The 17,729-nt window shown below is 63.5% G+C and carries 13 protein-coding genes; 1 reads left to right on the top strand and 12 read right to left on the bottom strand.

Annotated features, from left to right (window positions below):
- Nucleotides 1–96: 96 nt before the first annotated feature.
- The 10 genes from L5014_RS10030 to L5014_RS09985 all read right to left on the bottom strand — a co-directional run bounded on the left by L5014_RS10030 (nt 97) and on the right by L5014_RS09985 (nt 14,764).
- Complete coding sequence (locus L5014_RS10030) at nt 97–1,197, bottom strand: ABC transporter ATP-binding protein (RefSeq protein WP_238463466.1); 1,101 nt, start codon at nt 1,195–1,197, stop codon at nt 97–99.
- A gap of 96 nt (nt 1,198–1,293) precedes the next feature.
- The gene (locus L5014_RS10025) at nt 1,294–2,229 is read right to left on the bottom strand and encodes a carbohydrate ABC transporter permease (protein WP_238463465.1); all 936 of its coding nucleotides are present in this window, start codon (nt 2,227–2,229) and stop codon (nt 1,294–1,296) included.
- The gene (locus L5014_RS10020) at nt 2,226–3,185 is read right to left on the bottom strand and encodes a carbohydrate ABC transporter permease (protein WP_238463464.1); all 960 of its coding nucleotides are present in this window, start codon (nt 3,183–3,185) and stop codon (nt 2,226–2,228) included. Before L5014_RS10020 ends, L5014_RS10025 begins: the two co-directional genes overlap by 4 nt.
- Before the next feature lie 7 nt (nt 3,186–3,192).
- Nucleotides 3,193–4,434, bottom strand: a complete 1,242-nt coding sequence (locus L5014_RS10015; protein ID WP_238463501.1) for an ABC transporter substrate-binding protein — start codon at nt 4,432–4,434, stop codon at nt 3,193–3,195.
- Nucleotides 4,435–4,482: 48 nt separating this feature from the next.
- Nucleotides 4,483–5,895 (bottom strand): GH1 family beta-glucosidase, encoded by a 1,413-nt coding sequence (locus tag L5014_RS10010; RefSeq protein WP_420800045.1) that lies wholly within the window; start codon nt 5,893–5,895, stop codon nt 4,483–4,485.
- Between the two features lie 281 nt (nt 5,896–6,176).
- Entirely contained in the window at nt 6,177–7,853 is a 1,677-nt protein-coding gene (locus L5014_RS10005) for a SulP family inorganic anion transporter (protein WP_238463463.1), read from the bottom strand.
- A gap of 273 nt (nt 7,854–8,126) precedes the next feature.
- Nucleotides 8,127–9,860 carry a SpoVR family protein gene (locus L5014_RS10000; protein ID WP_238463462.1) on the bottom strand — a complete coding sequence of 578 codons (1,734 nt, stop codon included), beginning with the start codon at nt 9,858–9,860 and terminating at the stop codon, nt 8,127–8,129.
- On the bottom strand, nt 9,857–11,125 hold the full coding sequence (locus L5014_RS09995; RefSeq protein ID WP_238463461.1) for a YeaH/YhbH family protein: 1,269 nt from the start codon (nt 11,123–11,125) through the stop codon (nt 9,857–9,859). Before L5014_RS09995 ends, L5014_RS10000 begins: the two co-directional genes overlap by 4 nt.
- A 158-nt stretch (nt 11,126–11,283) precedes the next feature.
- On the bottom strand, nt 11,284–13,206 hold the full coding sequence (locus L5014_RS09990) for a PrkA family serine protein kinase (protein ID WP_238463460.1): 1,923 nt from the start codon (nt 13,204–13,206) through the stop codon (nt 11,284–11,286).
- Between the two features lie 796 nt (nt 13,207–14,002).
- Nucleotides 14,003–14,764 carry a 2-keto-4-pentenoate hydratase gene (locus L5014_RS09985; RefSeq protein ID WP_238463459.1) on the bottom strand — a complete coding sequence of 254 codons (762 nt, stop codon included), beginning with the start codon at nt 14,762–14,764 and terminating at the stop codon, nt 14,003–14,005.
- A 444-nt stretch (nt 14,765–15,208) separates the two neighbouring features.
- Here L5014_RS09985 and L5014_RS09980 point away from each other — a divergent pair, with 444 nt between their 5' ends.
- Nucleotides 15,209–15,382 (top strand): hypothetical protein, encoded by a 174-nt coding sequence (locus L5014_RS09980; protein ID WP_238463458.1) that lies wholly within the window; start codon nt 15,209–15,211, stop codon nt 15,380–15,382.
- Between the two features lie 76 nt (nt 15,383–15,458).
- Here the strand turns inward: L5014_RS09980 and rbsK are convergent, their stop codons facing one another.
- Together rbsK and L5014_RS09970 are read right to left on the bottom strand one after the other, a co-directional pair.
- On the bottom strand, nt 15,459–16,385 hold the full coding sequence (rbsK, locus tag L5014_RS09975) for a ribokinase (RefSeq protein WP_238463499.1): 927 nt from the start codon (nt 16,383–16,385) through the stop codon (nt 15,459–15,461).
- Nucleotides 16,386–16,569: 184 nt separating this feature from the next.
- Nucleotides 16,570–17,613: a LacI family DNA-binding transcriptional regulator gene (locus L5014_RS09970; protein WP_238463457.1), complete on the bottom strand. Its 1,044-nt coding sequence runs from the start codon at nt 17,611–17,613 to the stop codon at nt 16,570–16,572.
- Nucleotides 17,614–17,729 lie beyond the last annotated feature (116 nt).

Here is a 17,729-nt window from a genome sequence, read left to right as displayed (position 1 = left end):
CCTCTGCGTTCTTGCCGTTGCGCTTATTGCGTGTGCTCTTGTCTCGTCGCCTGCCCGCCACCTTATTTCGTCTGATGAATGCGCACTCGGCGCCGTTCAGAGTCGCAGGCCGCTCGCCTCTTCGAACAAGGACACATGCCCGGCGTCGATCTCGAATGGTACGAGCGCTTCGCTTGTGAGCGGGGTCTTGTCCTGGTCGATCGAAGCGATCTGCATTCCATGATAATCGAGCCAGAGGACCCGGTGGTTGCCCATCGGTTCGATCAGCGTGATTTGGCCTTGCAGCGCCTCATCAGGCAAGCTGGCGTGCGCCGCGCCGGCCCGCACATCCTCGGGCCGCACACCCAGCACGCATGGCTGTGCGAGATTGGGCCTGCCCTTGAACGCATAGCGCGAGACGTCCACTGAAAGGCGCGGGCCGCGAAACCACAGCTTCCCCTCGTCGGCTTCGAGCACGCCGCGCAACAGGTTCATCGGCGGCGCGCCGAGAAAGGTCGCCACGAACAGGTTCTCGGGGTGCGCATAGACCTCCGCCGGCGTGCCGAACTGCTGGATCACGCCGCCCTTCATCACCGCCATACGCGTGGCGAGCGTCATGGCTTCGACCTGATCGTGCGTCACGTAGATCATGGTCGCGCCCAGTTGCCGGTGCAATTGCTTGAGTTCGCGGCGCAGTTCCGTGCGCAGCTTGGCATCGAGATTCGAGAGCGGTTCGTCGAACAGGAACACGTCGGCCTCGCGCACCAGCGCACGGCCGATCGCCACGCGCTGGCGCTGGCCGCCCGAGAGCTGTGCGGGCTTGCGCGAGAGCAGCGGCCCGAGCTGGAGCATCTCAGCGGCACGCTGCACGCGCCGTGCGATCTCGGCCCGGGGCGTGCCATTGATGCGGAGTGCGAATGAGAGATTGCGCTCGACGTTCATCGTTGGATAGAGCGCGTACGACTGGAACACGAGCGCCACGCCGCGATCTTTCGGATCGGCCCACGTCATGTCCTCGCCGGCGATCTCGATGCTGCCGTCAGCCACGTCGATGAGGCCCGCGATGCTGTGCAGCAACGTGGATTTGCCGCAGCCCGAGGGACCGAGCAGCACCACGAATTCGCCTGCGCGCACGTCGAGGTCGAGGTCCTCGATCACGGTATTCGCGCCAAGGTCGATGCGCAGATTGCGCAGCGCTACGTTCGCGGGATTCGCCATCGTCTGTCTCCTGTGTCGACCGGACCCGACGCGTCAGTGCCTGGGCCAATCCCATGCTTCGCGGTCGCACGCAAAGCCGCCGCGATCTTCAGCCCCTCACCCTTTCACCGCGCCCGACGCGATGCCGCGCACGAACCAGCGGCCCGATACGAAATAGATCGCGAGCGGCACGAGCGAGGTGAGGATCGTCGCGGCCATGTTGACGTTGTAGAGCCGCTCGCCCGTGGTGGTATTAATGATGTTGTTGAGCTGCACGGTCATCGGCAAGTTCTTCGTGCCCGCGAACACCAGACCGAGAATATAGTCGTTCCAGATACCCGTGACCTGAATGATCAAGGCAACCACGACGATGGGCGTCGACATCGGCAGTATGAGCTGCACGAAAATGCGCCAGAAGCTGCCGCCGTCGATGCGCGCCGCCTTGAAAAGCTCCTGCGGCAGCGAAGCATAGTAATTGCGAAACAGCAGCGTCATCACCGGCATGCCGAAGATCGTGTGGATCACGACGATGCCCGGCAGCGAGGCGAACAGGTGCACCGTCGCCAGCACGCGCACGAGCGGATAGACCATCACCTGCACGGGAATGAACGCGCCCGCGAGCAGCACCGCGAACAGCACGCCCGCGCCGCGCGGCCGCCAGAATGAGAGCGCGTAGCCGTTCACGGCGCCCACTGCGATCGAGAGGATCGCGCCTGGCACGACAATGCGCACCGAATTCCAGAAGCCCACGCGAATGCCGGCGCATTCGAGGCCCGTGCACGCCGCCGACCAGGCGCCCTGCCACGGCGCGAGCGTGACATGGCGCGGCAGCGCAAGCAGATGGCCCATGCGGATCTCGTCCATCGGCTTGACCGACGTGACAAGCATCACATAGAGCGGCAGCAGAAAGAACAGCGCTGAAATGATCAGAAATCCATATATACCCAGGCGCGCTGGCGTGAAATGGCGTCGGCGCTTCGGGACAGGCTTGCGGCGCGCGGGGGCTGCCGCACGCACGCCGGAGCTGGGAGGTTCGGCCAGTGGTGAGCTCATGCTTGCCCTCCCCGGCGCGCCGCCATGGCCGAAACGCGGCTTCTGGCATAGAGCACCGGCGCGAGTATGGCGAGCACGGTGGCGAGCAGCACGATTGAAGCGGCGGACGCCAGCCCAATGTTCGCGCGATTGAACAGATAGTCCATGATGAACTTGCCCGGCACTTCGCTCGCGGTGCCAGGGCCGCCGTGTGTCATGGCCACCACGGCGTCGTAGAGTTTCACCACCATCACGAAGAGCAGCACGAACGCGGTCGACATCGACGTCTTCAACATCGGCACGACGATGCTCGCGTAGACACGCCAGCGCGGAATGCCATCGAGGCGCGCGGCCATCCAGATCTCCTCGTCGATGCCGCGCAGCCCCGCGAGCATCAACGCCATCACGAGCCCCGAGGCCTGCCACACCGTGGCGATCACGAGCGTATAGATCGCGAAGCGTTGCGAAACGATCCAGTCGAATCGCGCATGCGCGAAGCCCATGTGCCGGAGCACGGCCTGCACGCCCAGCTCGGGGTTGAGAATCCATTGCCACACGAGCCCGGTCGCGACGAACGACATCGCATACGGATAGAGAAAGATCGTGCGCAGCGCGCCTTCCGCCGCTACGCGCTGGTCGATGAAGATCGCCAGCAGCAAGCCGATCGCAAGACAGGCCGCGATGAAGCAGACGCCGTAGATCGCAAGGTTCTGCAACGAGACGATCCAGCGGTCGTTCCCGAAGAGCCGCACATACTGCGTGATGCCCGCGAACGTGCTGGTTGGCAGCGAGCGCGAGTAGCTCATCGAAACGCGCGCGGTCCACAGCATCGTGCCGAGATAAGCGAACACGACCGTGGCCGCCATGGGCAGTAGCGCGATCCACGCGGCAAGCGACAGACGCCGCCGCATGGGGCGCCCGGTGCGCGCCTGGCGTCGGGCCTGGCGCCGCGCGTGATCCAGCTTGAGCGCGTACATTGGCCGCTCAGCTCTTGATTGCCGTGGCAAACGCTTTTTGTGCATCATCGACCGACTGGTTCTTGTTCCAGAAGTTCGTGATGACGTCCTGAAGCGCGCCCTGCACGTCGGGAGGAATCAGCATCTCCGGATTCGGCAGTTGGCGCGACTGGTCCTTCATGATCGTCATGCCCTCCTTCGCGCAGATGTCGAAGCCCGAGGTGTCCACGTCCTGGCGGATCGGTATCGAGCCCTTCTTCTCGCTGAACGCGGTTTGCGCTTTCGGCGACGTCATCACCGTCGCGAGCAGTTGCTGCGCTTTCACGGCCTGCGGATTGTCGGTTTTCGGAAACACGAACGCGTCGCCCGCCACCATATATGGTGAATTCGCGAAGCCCGGGAAGCAGCCGAAGTCCTTGCCCGCCACCTGGTTCGCGTTGGAGAACTCGCCCTTCGCCCAGTCGCCCATGATCTGCATACCGGCCTTGCCCGATATCACGAGCGCCGTCGCGTCATTCCAGTTGCGGCCCGGCGAGCCCGGATCGACATAATTGCGCAGACGCTTGAACGTCGTCAGCACGTCCTTGAACGCAGGCGAATTGACGGCATTCGCGTCGCGGTCGCGGTAGACCTTCATGTAGAGATTGCGGTCCATGTCGGCGAAAATCGCGTCGAAGGTGATCTTCTCCTGCCACGCCTGGCCACCGAGCGCGAGCGGAATCAGGCCCGCAGCCTTGAGCTTGTCGAGGTCGGCAAAAAGCTCGCTGAAGTTCTTCGGCTCGCCCGCGATACCGGCTTTGGCGAATGCGGGCTTCGAATAGAAGAACCAGTCCTGCATGTGGATGTCCACAGGCGCCGCATAGAAATGGCCGTTCACCTTGATCTGGTTGAGCACCGACTCGGGCAGAATGGCGTTCCAGTTCTCTCTCGCCGCAACGGTATCGACATTATTCAGGAGTCCCTGGTCGATGAGGTCGTGGAACTGCTTTGACGTGTTGAATTGCGCCGCCGTGGGCGGATCACCGCCGACGATGCGGTTGATCGCCGTGGCACGCGCCGGGTCCGCGCCGGCAATCGCGTTGTCGATCCATTGACCGCCCGCCCGATCGTAGGCTTGCGCGAATTGCTTGATCGCCGCCGATTCGCCGCCCGAGGTCCACCAGTGAATCACCGTGGCCTTGAGCGGCGCGTCCGCGGCGTGAGCCACGAGCGCACCACTCAAGGCCAGCGCCGCGACGATGCCGCGCAGCACAAGTGCGGAGTGCTCCATTCGCTTCATTGTGTCTCCTGTATGAACCCCGCGCGAACCTTGCGTACTTCAAGCGGCGCCGCGCGCGCCCCGCTCCGCAATGAAGCGCGCAATCAATTGCGCGCTGCGCTTGGGCGTGCGCTGCTGCGTGTCATAGTCCACATGCACGACGCCAAAGCGCCGTTCGTAGCCGAATGCCCACTCGAAGTTGTCGAGCAGCGACCACACAAAATAGCCGCGCACGTCCACGCCGGCCTTGATCGCCGCGTCGACGGCGGCCAGATGACGCTTCAGGAACGAGATGCGCTGCGCATCGTCCACCTGCCCGTCGCGCACGCGGTCGTCGGAGGCCATGCCGTTCTCGGTGATATAGACGGGCGGCAGGTTTTCATACGTCCTGTGAAAACCCACGAGCAGATCGCGCAAGCCGTCCGGATAGACCTCCCAGCCCATCTGCGTGCGCTCCACGCCGGCCAGCGGCACCTCGACGAAGCCGCGCGCGCCGTCGCTTTTCACATGGGTACGAAAATAGTAGTTGATGCCGAGAAAGTCGAGCGGCGCGGCAATCGTCTGCATGTCGCCATCGAGCACGAGCGGCTCGGTGCAGGGCCACAACTCGAACAACTCCGCCGGATATTCGCCCTTGAGCAGAGGATCGAGAATCCATGCGTTGTGCTGCACTTCGAAGCGGCGCGCGGCGCTGAGGTCGGCGGGCGAATCCGGGTCCGCCGTGCCGCGGCCGACGTTCGCGACGATGCCTCTGGCCGAGTGCGGATCATTCGCGCGCAGCGCCGCCACGGCCAGCCCATGGCCCAGCAGCAGATGATGCATGGCCTGGGTCGCATAGCGCGGGTTGGCCAGGCCCGGCGCATGATGGCCGTTGCCGTAGCCGAGATACGCCGAGCACCACGGCTCGTTGAGCGTCATCCACGCGTCGACGAGACCCGAGAGTTCGCGGCTCATCAGCGCTGCGTAGTCGGCGAAACGATACGCGGTGTCGCGATTGAGCCAGCCGCCGCGATCTTCCTGGTGCTGCGGCAAATCCCAGTGATAGAGCGTCGCGAAGGTCCGGATGCCCTTCTCCTTCAGGCGCTCCAGCAGGCGTCGATAAAAGCCGATGCCCTTCTGGTTCGGACGGCCCGACGCGTCCATCACGCGCGGCCAGGCAATCGAAAAGCGATAGGCCTCGAAGTGCAGCGCTTCGAGCAGATCGAGGTCGCTTTCCCAGCGGTGGTAATGATCGCAAGCCACGGCGCCCGTATCGCCCGCGAGCACCTTGCCGGGCGTGGCGCTGAAGGTGTCCCAGATCGACGGCAGGCGGCCGTCCTCCTCTACAGCGCCTTCGATCTGATACGACGCGGTGGCCGCGCCCAGCAGGAAATCGCGCCGCCAGAGCGCGGAATCGGGCGACGGCGTGAAGGCGTCGTCTTCGAGCGCGGCGGTCGAGCCCGAATGGGGCGAAGCGGCGATATCGTGCGTCACGAAAGCTCCTGCGCGAGGGCCGTCGGCCGGTATTGCAGCGCCCCGTCGGCGGCGAAATGGAAGCGCTTCCACAGCGCTTGAGGCGCACGATATCAGCCGCGAAATCTAGCGGGCAATCCGGGTTTTTCTGGAGAATGTTATGTAGTTCCCGCGCAAGCCCGCGAACTACAGCAAGGTGCACGCCTCACGGTTCGCGACGTTCGCGAGTTTCGCGAGTTTCGCGAGTGCGGCAGTCCTGTCGGAGCGGGGGCCGCGCTTCGCGAGTATGGAGCAAGGCCGCGTCACGCGTCGGCGTGCTGGCCAAAGTCCGGATGCACGGCGGCGAGCGCTTCATGCAGCGTCGTGTAGAGGTTTTCCGCGCCCACCACGGGTGTGATGCCGTGGCGATCCATGTCCGCGCGCAGATACCGGTTGACCCGCCCGAATATCACTTTGATGCCGCGACTACGTAGCGATTCGCATAGTTCGTTGACCGAACGGCCTGCCGAGTAATCGACGTCGGTGATCGCCGCTGCGTCGATCACGAGCCAGTGAACGGGCGCCGGCGCCCCATCGATCAGACTTCGCACCTCGTCGACGAAGAGATGGTCGTTGGCATAGAAAAGGTCTGCGCCGAAGCGGTAAACGATGAGCCCGGAATCGGTCACGAGACCTGCTTGCGCGGGTACGGGCATCCAGCGCCCCTTCTCGTTGGGCGCCAGCACCATCGTGTGCGGACGATAGCTGTGGCGCACGTGGCGCAGCAGCGAAAGCCCGATCGCGATGAGAATGCCGTTCTCCACGCCGATGACGACCACGGAGAGCGCCGTGATCACCGCGAGCCGGAATTCTCCACGGCTTTCCCGGCGAATATCGATCAGTTGGCCGATATGCACCAGGCCGACTGCGATCGTGAAGACGATGGCCGCAAGCACGCAGCGCGGCAGATATTGCAACCATCGACTCAGAAACAGCAGCACGACCACGACGACCGCGGCGAACGCGAGCTGCGCGAACTGGCTGCGCGCGCCGGCCTGCTCGCCCATGGCGGTCTGCGTGGGGCTGCCGTTCACGACAAAGGCACCGCTCAGCGACGCCGCCGCGTTCGCTGCGGCGAGGCCCAATAAATTCCGGTCCTCGTCCACACGCTCGCCGTAGCGCTCCGCGAATGCGCGGCTCGTCGCGGCGCTCTGCGCGACGATGATGACGAAGCATGACGCCGCCACCTGCAGCAGATCGATCATCTGAAACCAGCCCACCGCAGGAAAGGCAATGTCCGGCAGGCCCCCCTGCACCGGCCCGGTCACGGCGATGCCGTGCCCCGCGAAGTCAAATATGGCGCTCGCGGCAATGCCGCCCACCACCGCGAGGAGCGGCACGGGCCAGCCCGGCCTCAAGCGCTTGAAAACGAGAATCACCGCGACCACGAACGCGGCAATGGCTAGCGTTTGCCAGTGAATGGCGGAGAACTGCATGACGATCTGCTTGATCTGCAGGACCGTGCGCCGCGACGTGAACGGGATGCCGAGCATGTCGCCGAGCATCGCCACACCCACCTGCATGCCCACGCCAGTGAGGAAACCCACCAGCACCGTGCGCGAGAGAAAGTCGGCAAGAAAGCCCAACCGGAAAACTCGCGCGAGCAGCAGCAAGAACGCCGTGAGCAGCGCGGTCATGCCGGCCAGCGCGACATATTCGGCGCTTGAAGGCGGCGCCATGGCCGAGAGCTTGCTCGCGAAGATGGTGGCCGTGGCCGAGTCCGCAGCCACCACGAGGTGGCGCGAAGCGCCGAAGAGCGCGAACGCGATCAGCGGCAGGAAGCCGGTATAGATGCCGGTGACGGCCGGCATGCCTGCAATGCGCGCATAGCCGAGCAATTGCGGGATGTTCATCGACGCGAGCATGATGCCCGCTTTTGCATCGCGCAACGCTCCTGCGCGATTGAGGGGCCGCACGCCACTGAAGAATTCAAACGCCACGACGGCTTCCTTTCGATTCCTGCATGCGCATAGGCTCCTTGGGGTGGTCGACGCGTTGAACGAGACGGAATAGCGCCGTATCTTAGCGCGGCACAGCGCATTCGTTCAGCGCGACTTCCGATGCCGCAATCAAAGCGAAAGCCATTCTGCGCGACGACAAGAAAAAGGCCAGCGCGCGGGCTGGCCTTCGGTTGCGATGAGGATGTGTCGCGGCAAGTGTTCCTGCTGGTTTGTTCCTGCTGGTTGGTTGCCGCCGCTGTGTCGCAGCAGCGCCTATACCCTCACTGGCGGCGGCACATAGCGGCATTCATAGCGCTTCCTGACCGTGCCGTTCTCGTCGACGCTTTCCAGATACACGTCGAATTGCCAGAGCCGCGCCATGTGCCGCAGCACTTCATCGGTGTCGCCCGAAAGGTGGCGGTTGTCGCTCATGAAATGGCGCAGCGTGAGACTGCGGTCGCCGCGCGTATTCACCGACCACACCTGGATGTTCGGCTCGCGATGATGCATGTCGTACTGCCGCGAGAGCGCCTGGCGCACGTACTGGTAGCCGCTTTCATCGTGGATGGCCGAGACTTCGAGCGCGTCGCGCATGTCGTCGTCGAGCACCGAGAAGAGCCGCATTTCGCGGATCAGATGCGGCGAAAGATACTGCGCGACAAAGCTCTCGTCCTTGAAATTGCGCATCGCGTAGTGCAGCGCCTTGAGCCACGGGCTGCCGGCGAGCTCCGGGAACCACTTGCGGTCTTCTTCGGTGGGGTTTTCGCAGATGCGGCGAATGTCGCTCATCATCGAAAAGCCCAGCGCGTACGGATTGATCCCGCTGTAGTAGTGCTTGGTGACCGGCGGCTGATAGATCACGTTGCTGTGCGAATGCAGGAACTCCATCATGAAGCCGTCTTCGAGCTTGCCCTGCGCGTACAGCGTGTTGAGCAGCGTGTAATGCCAGAACGTGGCCCAGCCCTCGTTCATGACCTGGGTCTGCCGCTGCGGATAGAAGTACTGACCGATCTTGCGCACGATGCGGATGACTTCACGCTCCCACGGCTCGAGCAGCGGCGAGTTCTTTTCGGCGAAGTACAGCAGGTTCTCCTGCGGCTCGGGCGGGAAGCGTTCGTCGATTTCCTCGGCGATAGGCTGCTGGGTCTTGGGTAGCGTGCGCCACAGTTCATTGACCTGCGACTGCAAATACGCTTCGCGCTCGCGGCGCATCGCGGCTTCGCGTTCGAGTGAGAGTTTCTGCGGCCGCTTGTAGCGATCCACGCCGTAATTCATGAGCGCGTGGCACGAGTCGAGCAGTTCCTCAACGCGGTCGAGACCGAAGCGCTCCTCGCATTCAGCGATGTAATTCTTCGCATAGACGAGGTAGTCGACGATCGCGTGGGCGTCCGTCCAGAGCTTGAACAGGTAATTGCCCTTGAAGAACGAGTTGTGTCCGTATGCCGCGTGCGCGATGACGAGCGCCTGCATCGTCATCGTGTTCTCTTCCATCAGATACGCGATGCAGGGATTCGAATTGATGACGATCTCATAGGCGAGACCCATCTGGCCCCGGCGATAGCTCTTCTCGGTCGAGAGAAAGTGCTTGCCGAACGACCAGTGGCGGTAGTTCACCGGCATGCCGACCGACGCGTAGGCGTCCATCATCTGCTCGGCGCTGATCAACTCGAGCTGGATCGGATACACGTCCAGTTCGTATTGCTCTGCAACATGCGAAATATGCGTGTCGTATTCTTCGATCAGCTCGAAGGTCCAGTCGGATGGGCACGGCAACGGCCGTCTGTCGGCTACGTTCATATGCAATTCCCTGGTTTCCGGAAGCCGGGGTTCAGGGAGGTCATGCTCGGGGAGCCCTTGCGCGTCCTCTGGGCGCGCCGACTCGGCCGGGTGTGCCCCCCGCTTTGCGGCAGCCTCGTGATTGCCGTGCTGTCCCTTCCCGTGGCCGCCGGTCTTGCGGCGCTCCGGCTGATAGCCGCGCGCCTCGTTGTGCAAGTGGCGTGTCGTCATGAAGTCTCCACCTGCTTCTCGAAAAGCTCGCGGAACACCGGGTAGATATCCGCCGCGTTGTCGACCTTCTTCATTGCCAGATGCTGCTCGGTGAGCGCCAGTTGCGCGTATTCGAGCCAGAGGTTCTGCTCCTCCGGCGTCACCTGAATATAAGCAAAATAGCGCACCTGAGGCAGGATGTCATCCGCGAGCAGCTTGCGGCACTTCGGCGAATCGTCGGTCCAATTGTCGCCGTCCGATGCCTGGGCGCCATAAATGTTCCAGTCGCTCGGCGAATAACGGTCTTCGATCACCTTTTTCATGAGTTCCAGCGCGCTCGACACAACCGTGCCGCCGCTTTCCGTCGAATGGAAGAAGGTGTCCTCATCCACTTCCTCGGCGCGCGTGTGGTGGCGAATGAAAACCACCTCGATTTTCTCGTAATTGCGCTTGAGGAACAGGTACAGGAGGATGAAGAAGCGTTTGGAAAGATCCTTGCGCTGCTCGTCCATGGACCCTGACACATCCATCAGACAGAACATCACGGCCTGGCTCGACGGTTGCGGCTGCTTCACGCGATTCACGTAACGCAGGTCGAACGGGTCGATGAACGGGATGCGCCAGATGCGCCCGCGCAGATGATGGATCTCGTCTTCGAGCACCTTGATTTCATCGCGGCGGTCGGACGGATCGGCCATCAGCGTCTCGAGTCGCTCTTCGAGGTCGCGCAACTCGTTCACGAGCGGCGCGCCCAGCGCGATGCGCCGCCCGAGCGCACTCCTGAGCGAGCGCACCACGTCGATGTTGTTCGGCGTGCCCTCGGCCGCCCAGCCCGCGCGAATGCTCTTCCATGTGGGCACGGCCATCAGGTGGGTCTTGATGAGGCGCGGCAGCTCGAGGTCGTCGAAGAAGTACTGCATGAACTCTTCGCGCGAGAGTTCGAAAACGAAGTCGTCCTGACCTTCGCCCTCATTGCTTGCCTGACTGCCGCCACCGCCCCCGCCGCCTTGCGGACGCGGAATGCGGTCGCCGCGAATATAGTCCTCGTTGCCGGGGTGCACCATTTCGCGCCGGCCGCCCGGGCCATGCCGGAACGAAGGCTCGGCAATGTCCTTGCGCGGAATGGTGATGCTCTGGTTGCTCTGGATATCTTTGATGCTGCGGTCACGCACCGCTTCCGAGACGGCGTGACGAATATAGTTCTTCACACGGCGCAAGAAGCGCTCGCGGTTTGCAATGCTCTTGTTCTTGCCGGCCAGCCTGCGGTCGATGATTTGATGAAGCACATCCAGTCTCCCGCTCACGTTTCGAATGGGCGAGGTGCGCAGTCTGGAATGCCACGTTTACGTACTCACGGCTCCGTGGCCTGCGCCCCGCCGGATTTCCTTTTTGCGCTGCCGCATGACACTTGCGGCGGCGCAGCAGGAAGGTATTGCCTCAGCGCTCATGACGACTTGCGCACACGCAGATACCAGTCGCAGAGCAACCGGACCTGCTTGGGCGTGTAGCCCTTCGCCACCATGCGGTTGACGAAGTCTTCATGCTTGCGCTGTTCTTCCGCCGATCCCTTTGCATTGAACGACACGACCGGCAAAAGTTCTTCCGTATTCGAGAACATTTTCTTCTCGATCACCACGCGCAGCTTCTCGTAGCTGATCCACGCCGGATTCTTGCCGGCATTGGCCGCGCGTGCGCGCAGCACGAAGTTCACGATCTCGTTGCGGAAGTCCTTCGGGTTGCTGATGCCCGCGGGCTTTTCGATCTTCTCCAGTTCCGCGTTCAGCGCCGCGCGGTCGAAACTCTCGCCCGTGTCGTGGTCGCGGAACTCCTGGTCCTGAATCCAGAAGTCGGCATACGTGACATAGCGATCGAAGATGTTCTGCCCGTATTCAGAATACGATTCGAGGTAAGCGGTCTGGATCTCCTTGCCGATGAACTCGGCGTAACGCGAGGCCAACACGTCCTTCACGAACGACAGATACTTCTGCTCGGTTTCCGGCGGGAATTGCTCGCGTTCGATCTGCTGCTCGAGCACGTACATGAGGTGCACCGGATTCGCGGCCACTTCGGTCGAATCGAAGTTGAACACGCGCGAGAGGATCTTGAAGGCGAAGCGCGTGGAAACCCCGGCCATGCCCTCGTCTACGCCGGCGAAGTCGCGGTATTCCTGATACGACTTGGCTTTCGGATCGGTGTCCTTGAGGTTCTCGCCGTCGTACACCTGCATCTTCGAGAAGAGGCTCGAATTCTCCGGCTCCTGCAAGCGCGTGAGCACCGAGAACTGCGACATCATCTTGAGCGTGCCCGGCGCGCACACTGAGTCGGCGAGCGACGAATTGCGCAGGAGCTTCTCGTAGATCTTCATCTCTTCCGAGTAGCGCAGGCAATACGGCACCTTCACGACAAAAATACGGTCGAGCAAGGCCTCATTGTTGCGGTTATTGCGGAACGCCTTCCACTCCGATTCATTCGAGTGCGCGAGGATGATCCCGTTGAACGGAATTGCACCGAACCCTTCGGTACCCTTGAAGTTGCCTTCCTGGGTGGCAGTGAGCAGCGGGTGCAGCACCTTGATTGGCGCCTTGAACATTTCGACGAATTCGAGCAAGCCCTGATTCGCGAGGCACAGGCCGCCTGAGTAGCTGTAGGCATCCGCGTCGTCCTGCGCGTATTGCTCGAGCTTGCGAATGTCGACCTTGCCGACGAGCGAGGAGATGTCCTGATTGTTCTCGTCGCCTGGCTCCGTCTTCGCAATGCCGATCTGCCGCAGGATCGACGGATAGCGGCGCACCACGCGGAACTTGCGAATGTCGCCGTTATATTCGTGCAGTCGCTTGACTGCCCACGGGCTCAGGATGCTCTTCAGATAGCGGCGAGGAATGCCGTATTGCTCTTCGAGGATGGGGCCATCCTCGTCATAGTCGAAGAGACCGAGCGGCGACTCGTTTACGGGCGAACCCTTGATCGAGTAGAACGGCACGCGCTCCATGAGTTGCTTGAGCCGCTCTGCAATGGATGACTTGCCGCCGCCCACCGGGCCCAGCAAGTAGAGGATCTGCTTCTTCTCTTCGAGCCCCTGCGCCGCATGGCGGAAGTACGCGACCACCTGCTCGATCACCTCTTCCATGCCATAGAACTCGCGGAACGCCGGATAAACCTTGATAACCTTATTCGCAAAGATGCGCGACAGGCGCGGATCGTTGCGAGTGTCGATCTGTTCTGGTTCCCCGATTGCCGTCAGCATGCGCTCGCCAGCCGTGGCGTACGCACTGGGATCTTCTTTGCAGAGCGCGAGATACTCCTCAAGCGAGAGCTCTTCCTCTCGCGTTTTTTCGAAGCGGTTCGCGAAGCTGCTGTAGATATCCATGCTACCTCCTCGCCGAGATCTGGACCGATGTCGTGCGCGGCGCGCTATTCGGAAACGACATCGCTCGAATTCATCCTAAACCTTTTCGAATTTTTTTTCACACAAAAATCGAGCCTGATTGAAAGTTCAAACTCGAACCTTGGAGCCAGGCCGGGGACACCGTACAATCAATTTCCTGCGCTCGCAAATTTCACGCCGCAAGTGCACGACCACAGCGCCGAACATCGACGCTCGAGCAGCGAGCCGGCAGTTATACCCCGCACTTACGCCCCGCAGTTAGCCCTCTCTGATCCAACCCGTTTCCAGCTTCGCCACCCCCGAACGACGCCTGACGTCGCTTCTTCATAAAACGCACGGCTGCGCAAGCCGTGTACAGATCGCAACGAATACTTGTAACGCCGTGTTTGTAACAGCGCGCGCTGTGTCGTTGCGGACCGTCGCCGGTATGCGCGAGCGATTTTTTATCGTTATACGCGGCATATGCGCCTGCGTTGGTGAGCTTGCGCGCATTCGATCATGGGGCGATAACAGCCGCGCTGTCCCCGCGCTGTCCCTGTTAGCAGTAGTGGCTTTCCCGTAACTTGAGCGGGTACTGCATGAGCGGTGCATCGACGCCTCGTTTCAACCTGCCGATGCTCGCTTGCGAATTCGGCGCGCCAAAGAAAACGGCCGTCACGCGCGATGCGTGACGGCCGTTTGCCTCTTGGGCCATTTGCGTATTGTGTAGTGCGGTGTAGTGCTGTGAGGTGCGCGGCGTATATGCGTGTCCTTTGCGCGCCAGTCTCGCAGGCGCTTTTCAGACGAACTCGATCTCGACTTCACCGAGGCCGTCGATATGACCGTGCAGCAGGCCCGCGCCCTCGATGCGGTGCGCCCCTACGTATGAACCCGTGGTGATGGTCCATTCGGGCTCGATGGTGATGCCCATCGCGGCGCAGTGATTGACGAACCATACAAGCAGCTCGCGCGGATCGCCCGCCGGATTGCCGGCCACCTCCGGCACGAGCGAGACGCCGTCGAAGGCGAGTTCGAGCTCGGGCGCGACGAAGTCGAGCGCGCGCGCGAGCGCCCCGTAAGGCTGCGCATGGCCGGTCACGAGCGCGCCGTTGTTCTGCGCGTCGGCAAGCTGCGCGAGCGGCGCGACGTTGGGCCATTCGGCGAAGCGGCTGTCGACGATTTCGATGGCGGGCAGGATCTGGCCCACTAGCGCGAGCACCTCGTCGCGTGCGTAGGCGTCGGCACGCGGCGCGACCGGCTCGGCGAAGCGAAAGGCGATCTCCAGTTCCACGAGCACCCTGAAGAACGACTGGCGCTCGATGCGCGTTGGCGAGGCATGGACATGCGTCGAGGGGATCGGCGCGCCGGAGACCGCGCCGCCGGGCGCGCGTGCGCCGATCTTCCAGCCGCCCGTGGCGGTGCCCAGCCCGGCGAGCACCGCCTGCTGGATCGCGTAGGCCGTGGCGGCGTCGGGCGGCAGGCATTCCGGCGCCAGCACTTCGATCATCTGATGGCGGCTGCGCGCCGTCACGAGGCGCTGCGCGAGATCGTCACGTGTCATGTCTGGATCCTTTCTTGTGCGTTCGTGCGCCGGCCGCGAATTGCACATCGAGCCGGCATGTTTGCGTCATGTTGCGCATGCTGCCATGCGTGTTGCTGCGCTGCGGTTGCAGTGCGCAGCCACGGTGCAAAGCCGCAGCGCGAAGCGGCTCGCCCTGCGGCCTTGCTTGGGCGCTCCGCTAACGCCCGGACCTGCTGTGCGCTCGCGACGTCTGGCGTTGTACGGTGTTACCCGGCGTTGCCTGGTATTGCATCTGGTATCTGGCATTTGGCCTTCGCCGCCGAAGCGCAGCGCAGTGTACCGTGCGACCCCGTCTGCGCGCGTGACAAGATTCACAATGTACCGTAACCGGCTCCGGACCGCGCATGCATGGGCCTCGTCACAAGAAAAAACGCCGCTGCGATGCAGCGGCGCGGACGCAGCAGGCGCGGAAACACGCCATGCATGAAAGTCGTGACAGCCTCGCGTCAGAAGGTCTCCCAATCGTCGCTCGATCCCGCTGCGGCGGTTGCAACCGAATTTGTCTGCGAATTTGTCTGCGAATTTGCCACCGAATTTGTCGCCGGATTGGTAGCGAGGCTTGAAATAGTTATCGATATGAGAAGTTTGCTGGAATAGCTGACGAATAAATTACAACGGGCCGCAGCGGGCGCTTCGCCGGGTGCGAAGACGCGCCGCCTCTCGCTGCCCGGTTTCAGCGTTCCATGTCTTTCAGCGTGGGAATGGACGGTTGCGCACCGGTGCGCGTCACCGAGATCGACGCCGCGCGCAGTGCGAACTGGATCGCCTGCGCGGGCGCCTCGCCGGCGGCCAGCCGTGCTGCCAGCGCGCCGATAAAGGTGTCGCCGGCCGCCGTCGTGTCGAGCGCGGCTACCTTGGGCGCGGGCCAGTGAACGGGCGTCGGCGCACCCGATGCATCGGATGCATCCGAAGTAACCGAGCCAGCCGATTCACCGTCGCCGAGCAGCGCGCAAACGCCCTGCGCGCCGAGCGTCACCAGCACGTTGCGCGCGCCCGCGCGATGCAGCGCCTGCGCGGCACGCGAGGCGTCCTCGGGCGTGGCAAGCGGCAGGCCTGTGAGCATCGCGGCTTCGAGTTCGTTGGGGACGAGGTAGTCGATGAGCGGCAGCCAGTCGGCGGGCAGCGGACCGGTGGCCGGCGCGGGATTGAGTATGGTGGTCTTGCCGAGTCTGCGCGCAGTGGCGAGCGCCGCGCGCACCGTCTCGGGCGGCGTTTCCAGTTGGCAGACGACGACATCGGCCGACGCGAGCGCCGCCTCGTGGCGCGCGAGGCTTGCGGGCGTCACTTTGCTGTTGCTGCCCGCCACGATCACGATGGTGTTCTGGCTCGCATCGTCGACGATAATCAGCGCCACGCCGCTCGGCGCTTCTGGCGCGGTGTCGAGCGCGCCACAATCGATGCCTTCGGCAAGGAGCCCGGCGCGCAGCAGCTCGCCGTTGGCGTCGGCGCCCACGCAGCCGACCATCGCCACCCGCGCGCCCAGACGCGCCGCCGCGACCGCCTGGTTGCCACCCTTGCCGCCCGCGACTTGCGCGAACGCGCTGCCCGCGAGCGTCTCGCCCGGGTGCGGCTGACGCGGCGCGCGCGCGACCAGGTCCATGTTCAGGCTGCCGACCACCGCGACGCCGCCGCGCGCCGCTTTCGCGCTGTTCTTGCCACTGCCTTGCGTACCCGATTGCGCCTCTGAGCGCCAAGCTTCGTCAATCGCCACTTCGTTTGCCTCCTGTGCGGTATCCAGTCGGCCGATTATGCACGCGCTTGCTCACGTGCCCATGCAATCGGCTTCAGGCCGCGAGTGAAGCCTGCCTGGCGGCGCCGCACCATGGCGCGGTCGATTCGCGCGCGATGAGCTGCGGCGCCATCACGCGCCGGAGCACCGTTGCGTCACTACGCGTCTGCCCCGGGGTGCCGATCCGCTCGATCAGCGTGAGCGCCGCCATCTCGCCGAGCGCGCGCGCTGGCTGCCCGACCGTGGAGAGCGCGGGCCACGTAAATTGGCCGAGCTCGATGTCGTCGAAGCCGATGATCGAGCAATCGGCCGGCACGCGCAGGCCGCGCTCGGCGGCCGCCCGCAGCGCGCCGATGCCCATCATGTCGTTGCCCGCGAAAATCGCGCTGGGCTGCACGGTGTCGAACAGTTGCGCTGCGGCGCGGTAACCTCCCGCGCCCGAAACGTCGGCCTCGACAATGGCGCCCGGCGCGATCTCGACGCCGCGCTCGGCCATCGCGCGCAGGAAGCCATGCATGCGCATCGCGCTCACCGCCGCGCTGACCGGCCCCGTGATGCAACCGATCTTCGAGTGTCCGAGTTCGAGCAGATGGCGCGTCGCGAGCCAAGCGCCGCGCTCGTGGTCGATCTGTACGAGATCGGCGTCCAGGCCTTCGATGTTGCGGTCCACCACGACGATCGGCTCGCGCGTCTCGCCAAGCGTCGCTGCGAGCACGGCGTCGTCGCCCGCCGACGCCACGATCAGCCCGTCGATGCGCTTTTCCTGCAGCACGCGCAGATAATTGCGCTGCTTGACCGGATCGTCGTCCGAGTTGCAGAAGAACACGCAATAGCCCTTCTGCGCGCAGCCGTCCTCGACGCCGCGCGCAAGCTCCGCGAAATACGGATTCGTGCCATTGGGCACCACGAGCCCGATCGTCGCCGTCGAGCGCGCCTTGAGCGAGCGCGCGACCGCCGACGGCACGTAGTTGAGGTCGCGAATCGCCTGCTCGACCTTGGCCCGCACGTCCGCCGATACCGGCCGCGAATTGTTCACCACATGCGACACCGTCGTGAAAGACACCCCCGCCACGGCGGCCACATCCTTGATCGTCGCCATCTTGCTGTTGCTCCTGCTTTGTCCTGCACGTTTTCTGCTGCTGCCGCCGCGCGGCCGCGCCTCTTGCGTGTTATTGGCGGCGGCCTTGCACGGCGATTGCCCTCGGCGAGCGCACC

It is taken from the genome of Paraburkholderia tagetis (assembly GCF_022213065.1).
Classification (GTDB): domain Bacteria; phylum Pseudomonadota; class Gammaproteobacteria; order Burkholderiales; family Burkholderiaceae; genus Paraburkholderia; species Paraburkholderia tagetis.
The sequence above is the reverse complement of the archived record's forward strand: the minus strand, read 5'-3'. Positions and strand labels throughout refer to the sequence as shown.

Coding starts and splice junctions, on each gene's coding strand:
- L5014_RS10030 (WP_238463466.1), bottom strand. CDS start 1,197: ATGGCGAATCCCGCGAACGTAGCGCTGCGCAATCTGCGCATCGACCTT.
- L5014_RS10025 (WP_238463465.1), bottom strand. CDS start 2,229: ATGAGCTCACCACTGGCCGAACCTCCCAGCTCCGGCGTGCGTGCGGCA.
- L5014_RS10020 (WP_238463464.1), bottom strand. CDS start 3,185: ATGTACGCGCTCAAGCTGGATCACGCGCGGCGCCAGGCCCGACGCCAG.
- L5014_RS10015 (WP_238463501.1), bottom strand. CDS start 4,434: ATGGAGCACTCCGCACTTGTGCTGCGCGGCATCGTCGCGGCGCTGGCC.
- L5014_RS10000 (WP_238463462.1), bottom strand. CDS start 9,860: ATGACGACACGCCACTTGCACAACGAGGCGCGCGGCTATCAGCCGGAG.
- L5014_RS09990 (WP_238463460.1), bottom strand. CDS start 13,206: ATGGATATCTACAGCAGCTTCGCGAACCGCTTCGAAAAAACGCGAGAG.
- L5014_RS09985 (WP_238463459.1), bottom strand. CDS start 14,764: ATGACACGTGACGATCTCGCGCAGCGCCTCGTGACGGCGCGCAGCCGC.
- L5014_RS09980 (WP_238463458.1), top strand. CDS start 15,209: ATGAAAGTCGTGACAGCCTCGCGTCAGAAGGTCTCCCAATCGTCGCTC.
- rbsK (WP_238463499.1), bottom strand. CDS start 16,385: ATGGACCTGGTCGCGCGCGCGCCGCGTCAGCCGCACCCGGGCGAGACG.
- L5014_RS09970 (WP_238463457.1), bottom strand. CDS start 17,613: ATGGCGACGATCAAGGATGTGGCCGCCGTGGCGGGGGTGTCTTTCACG.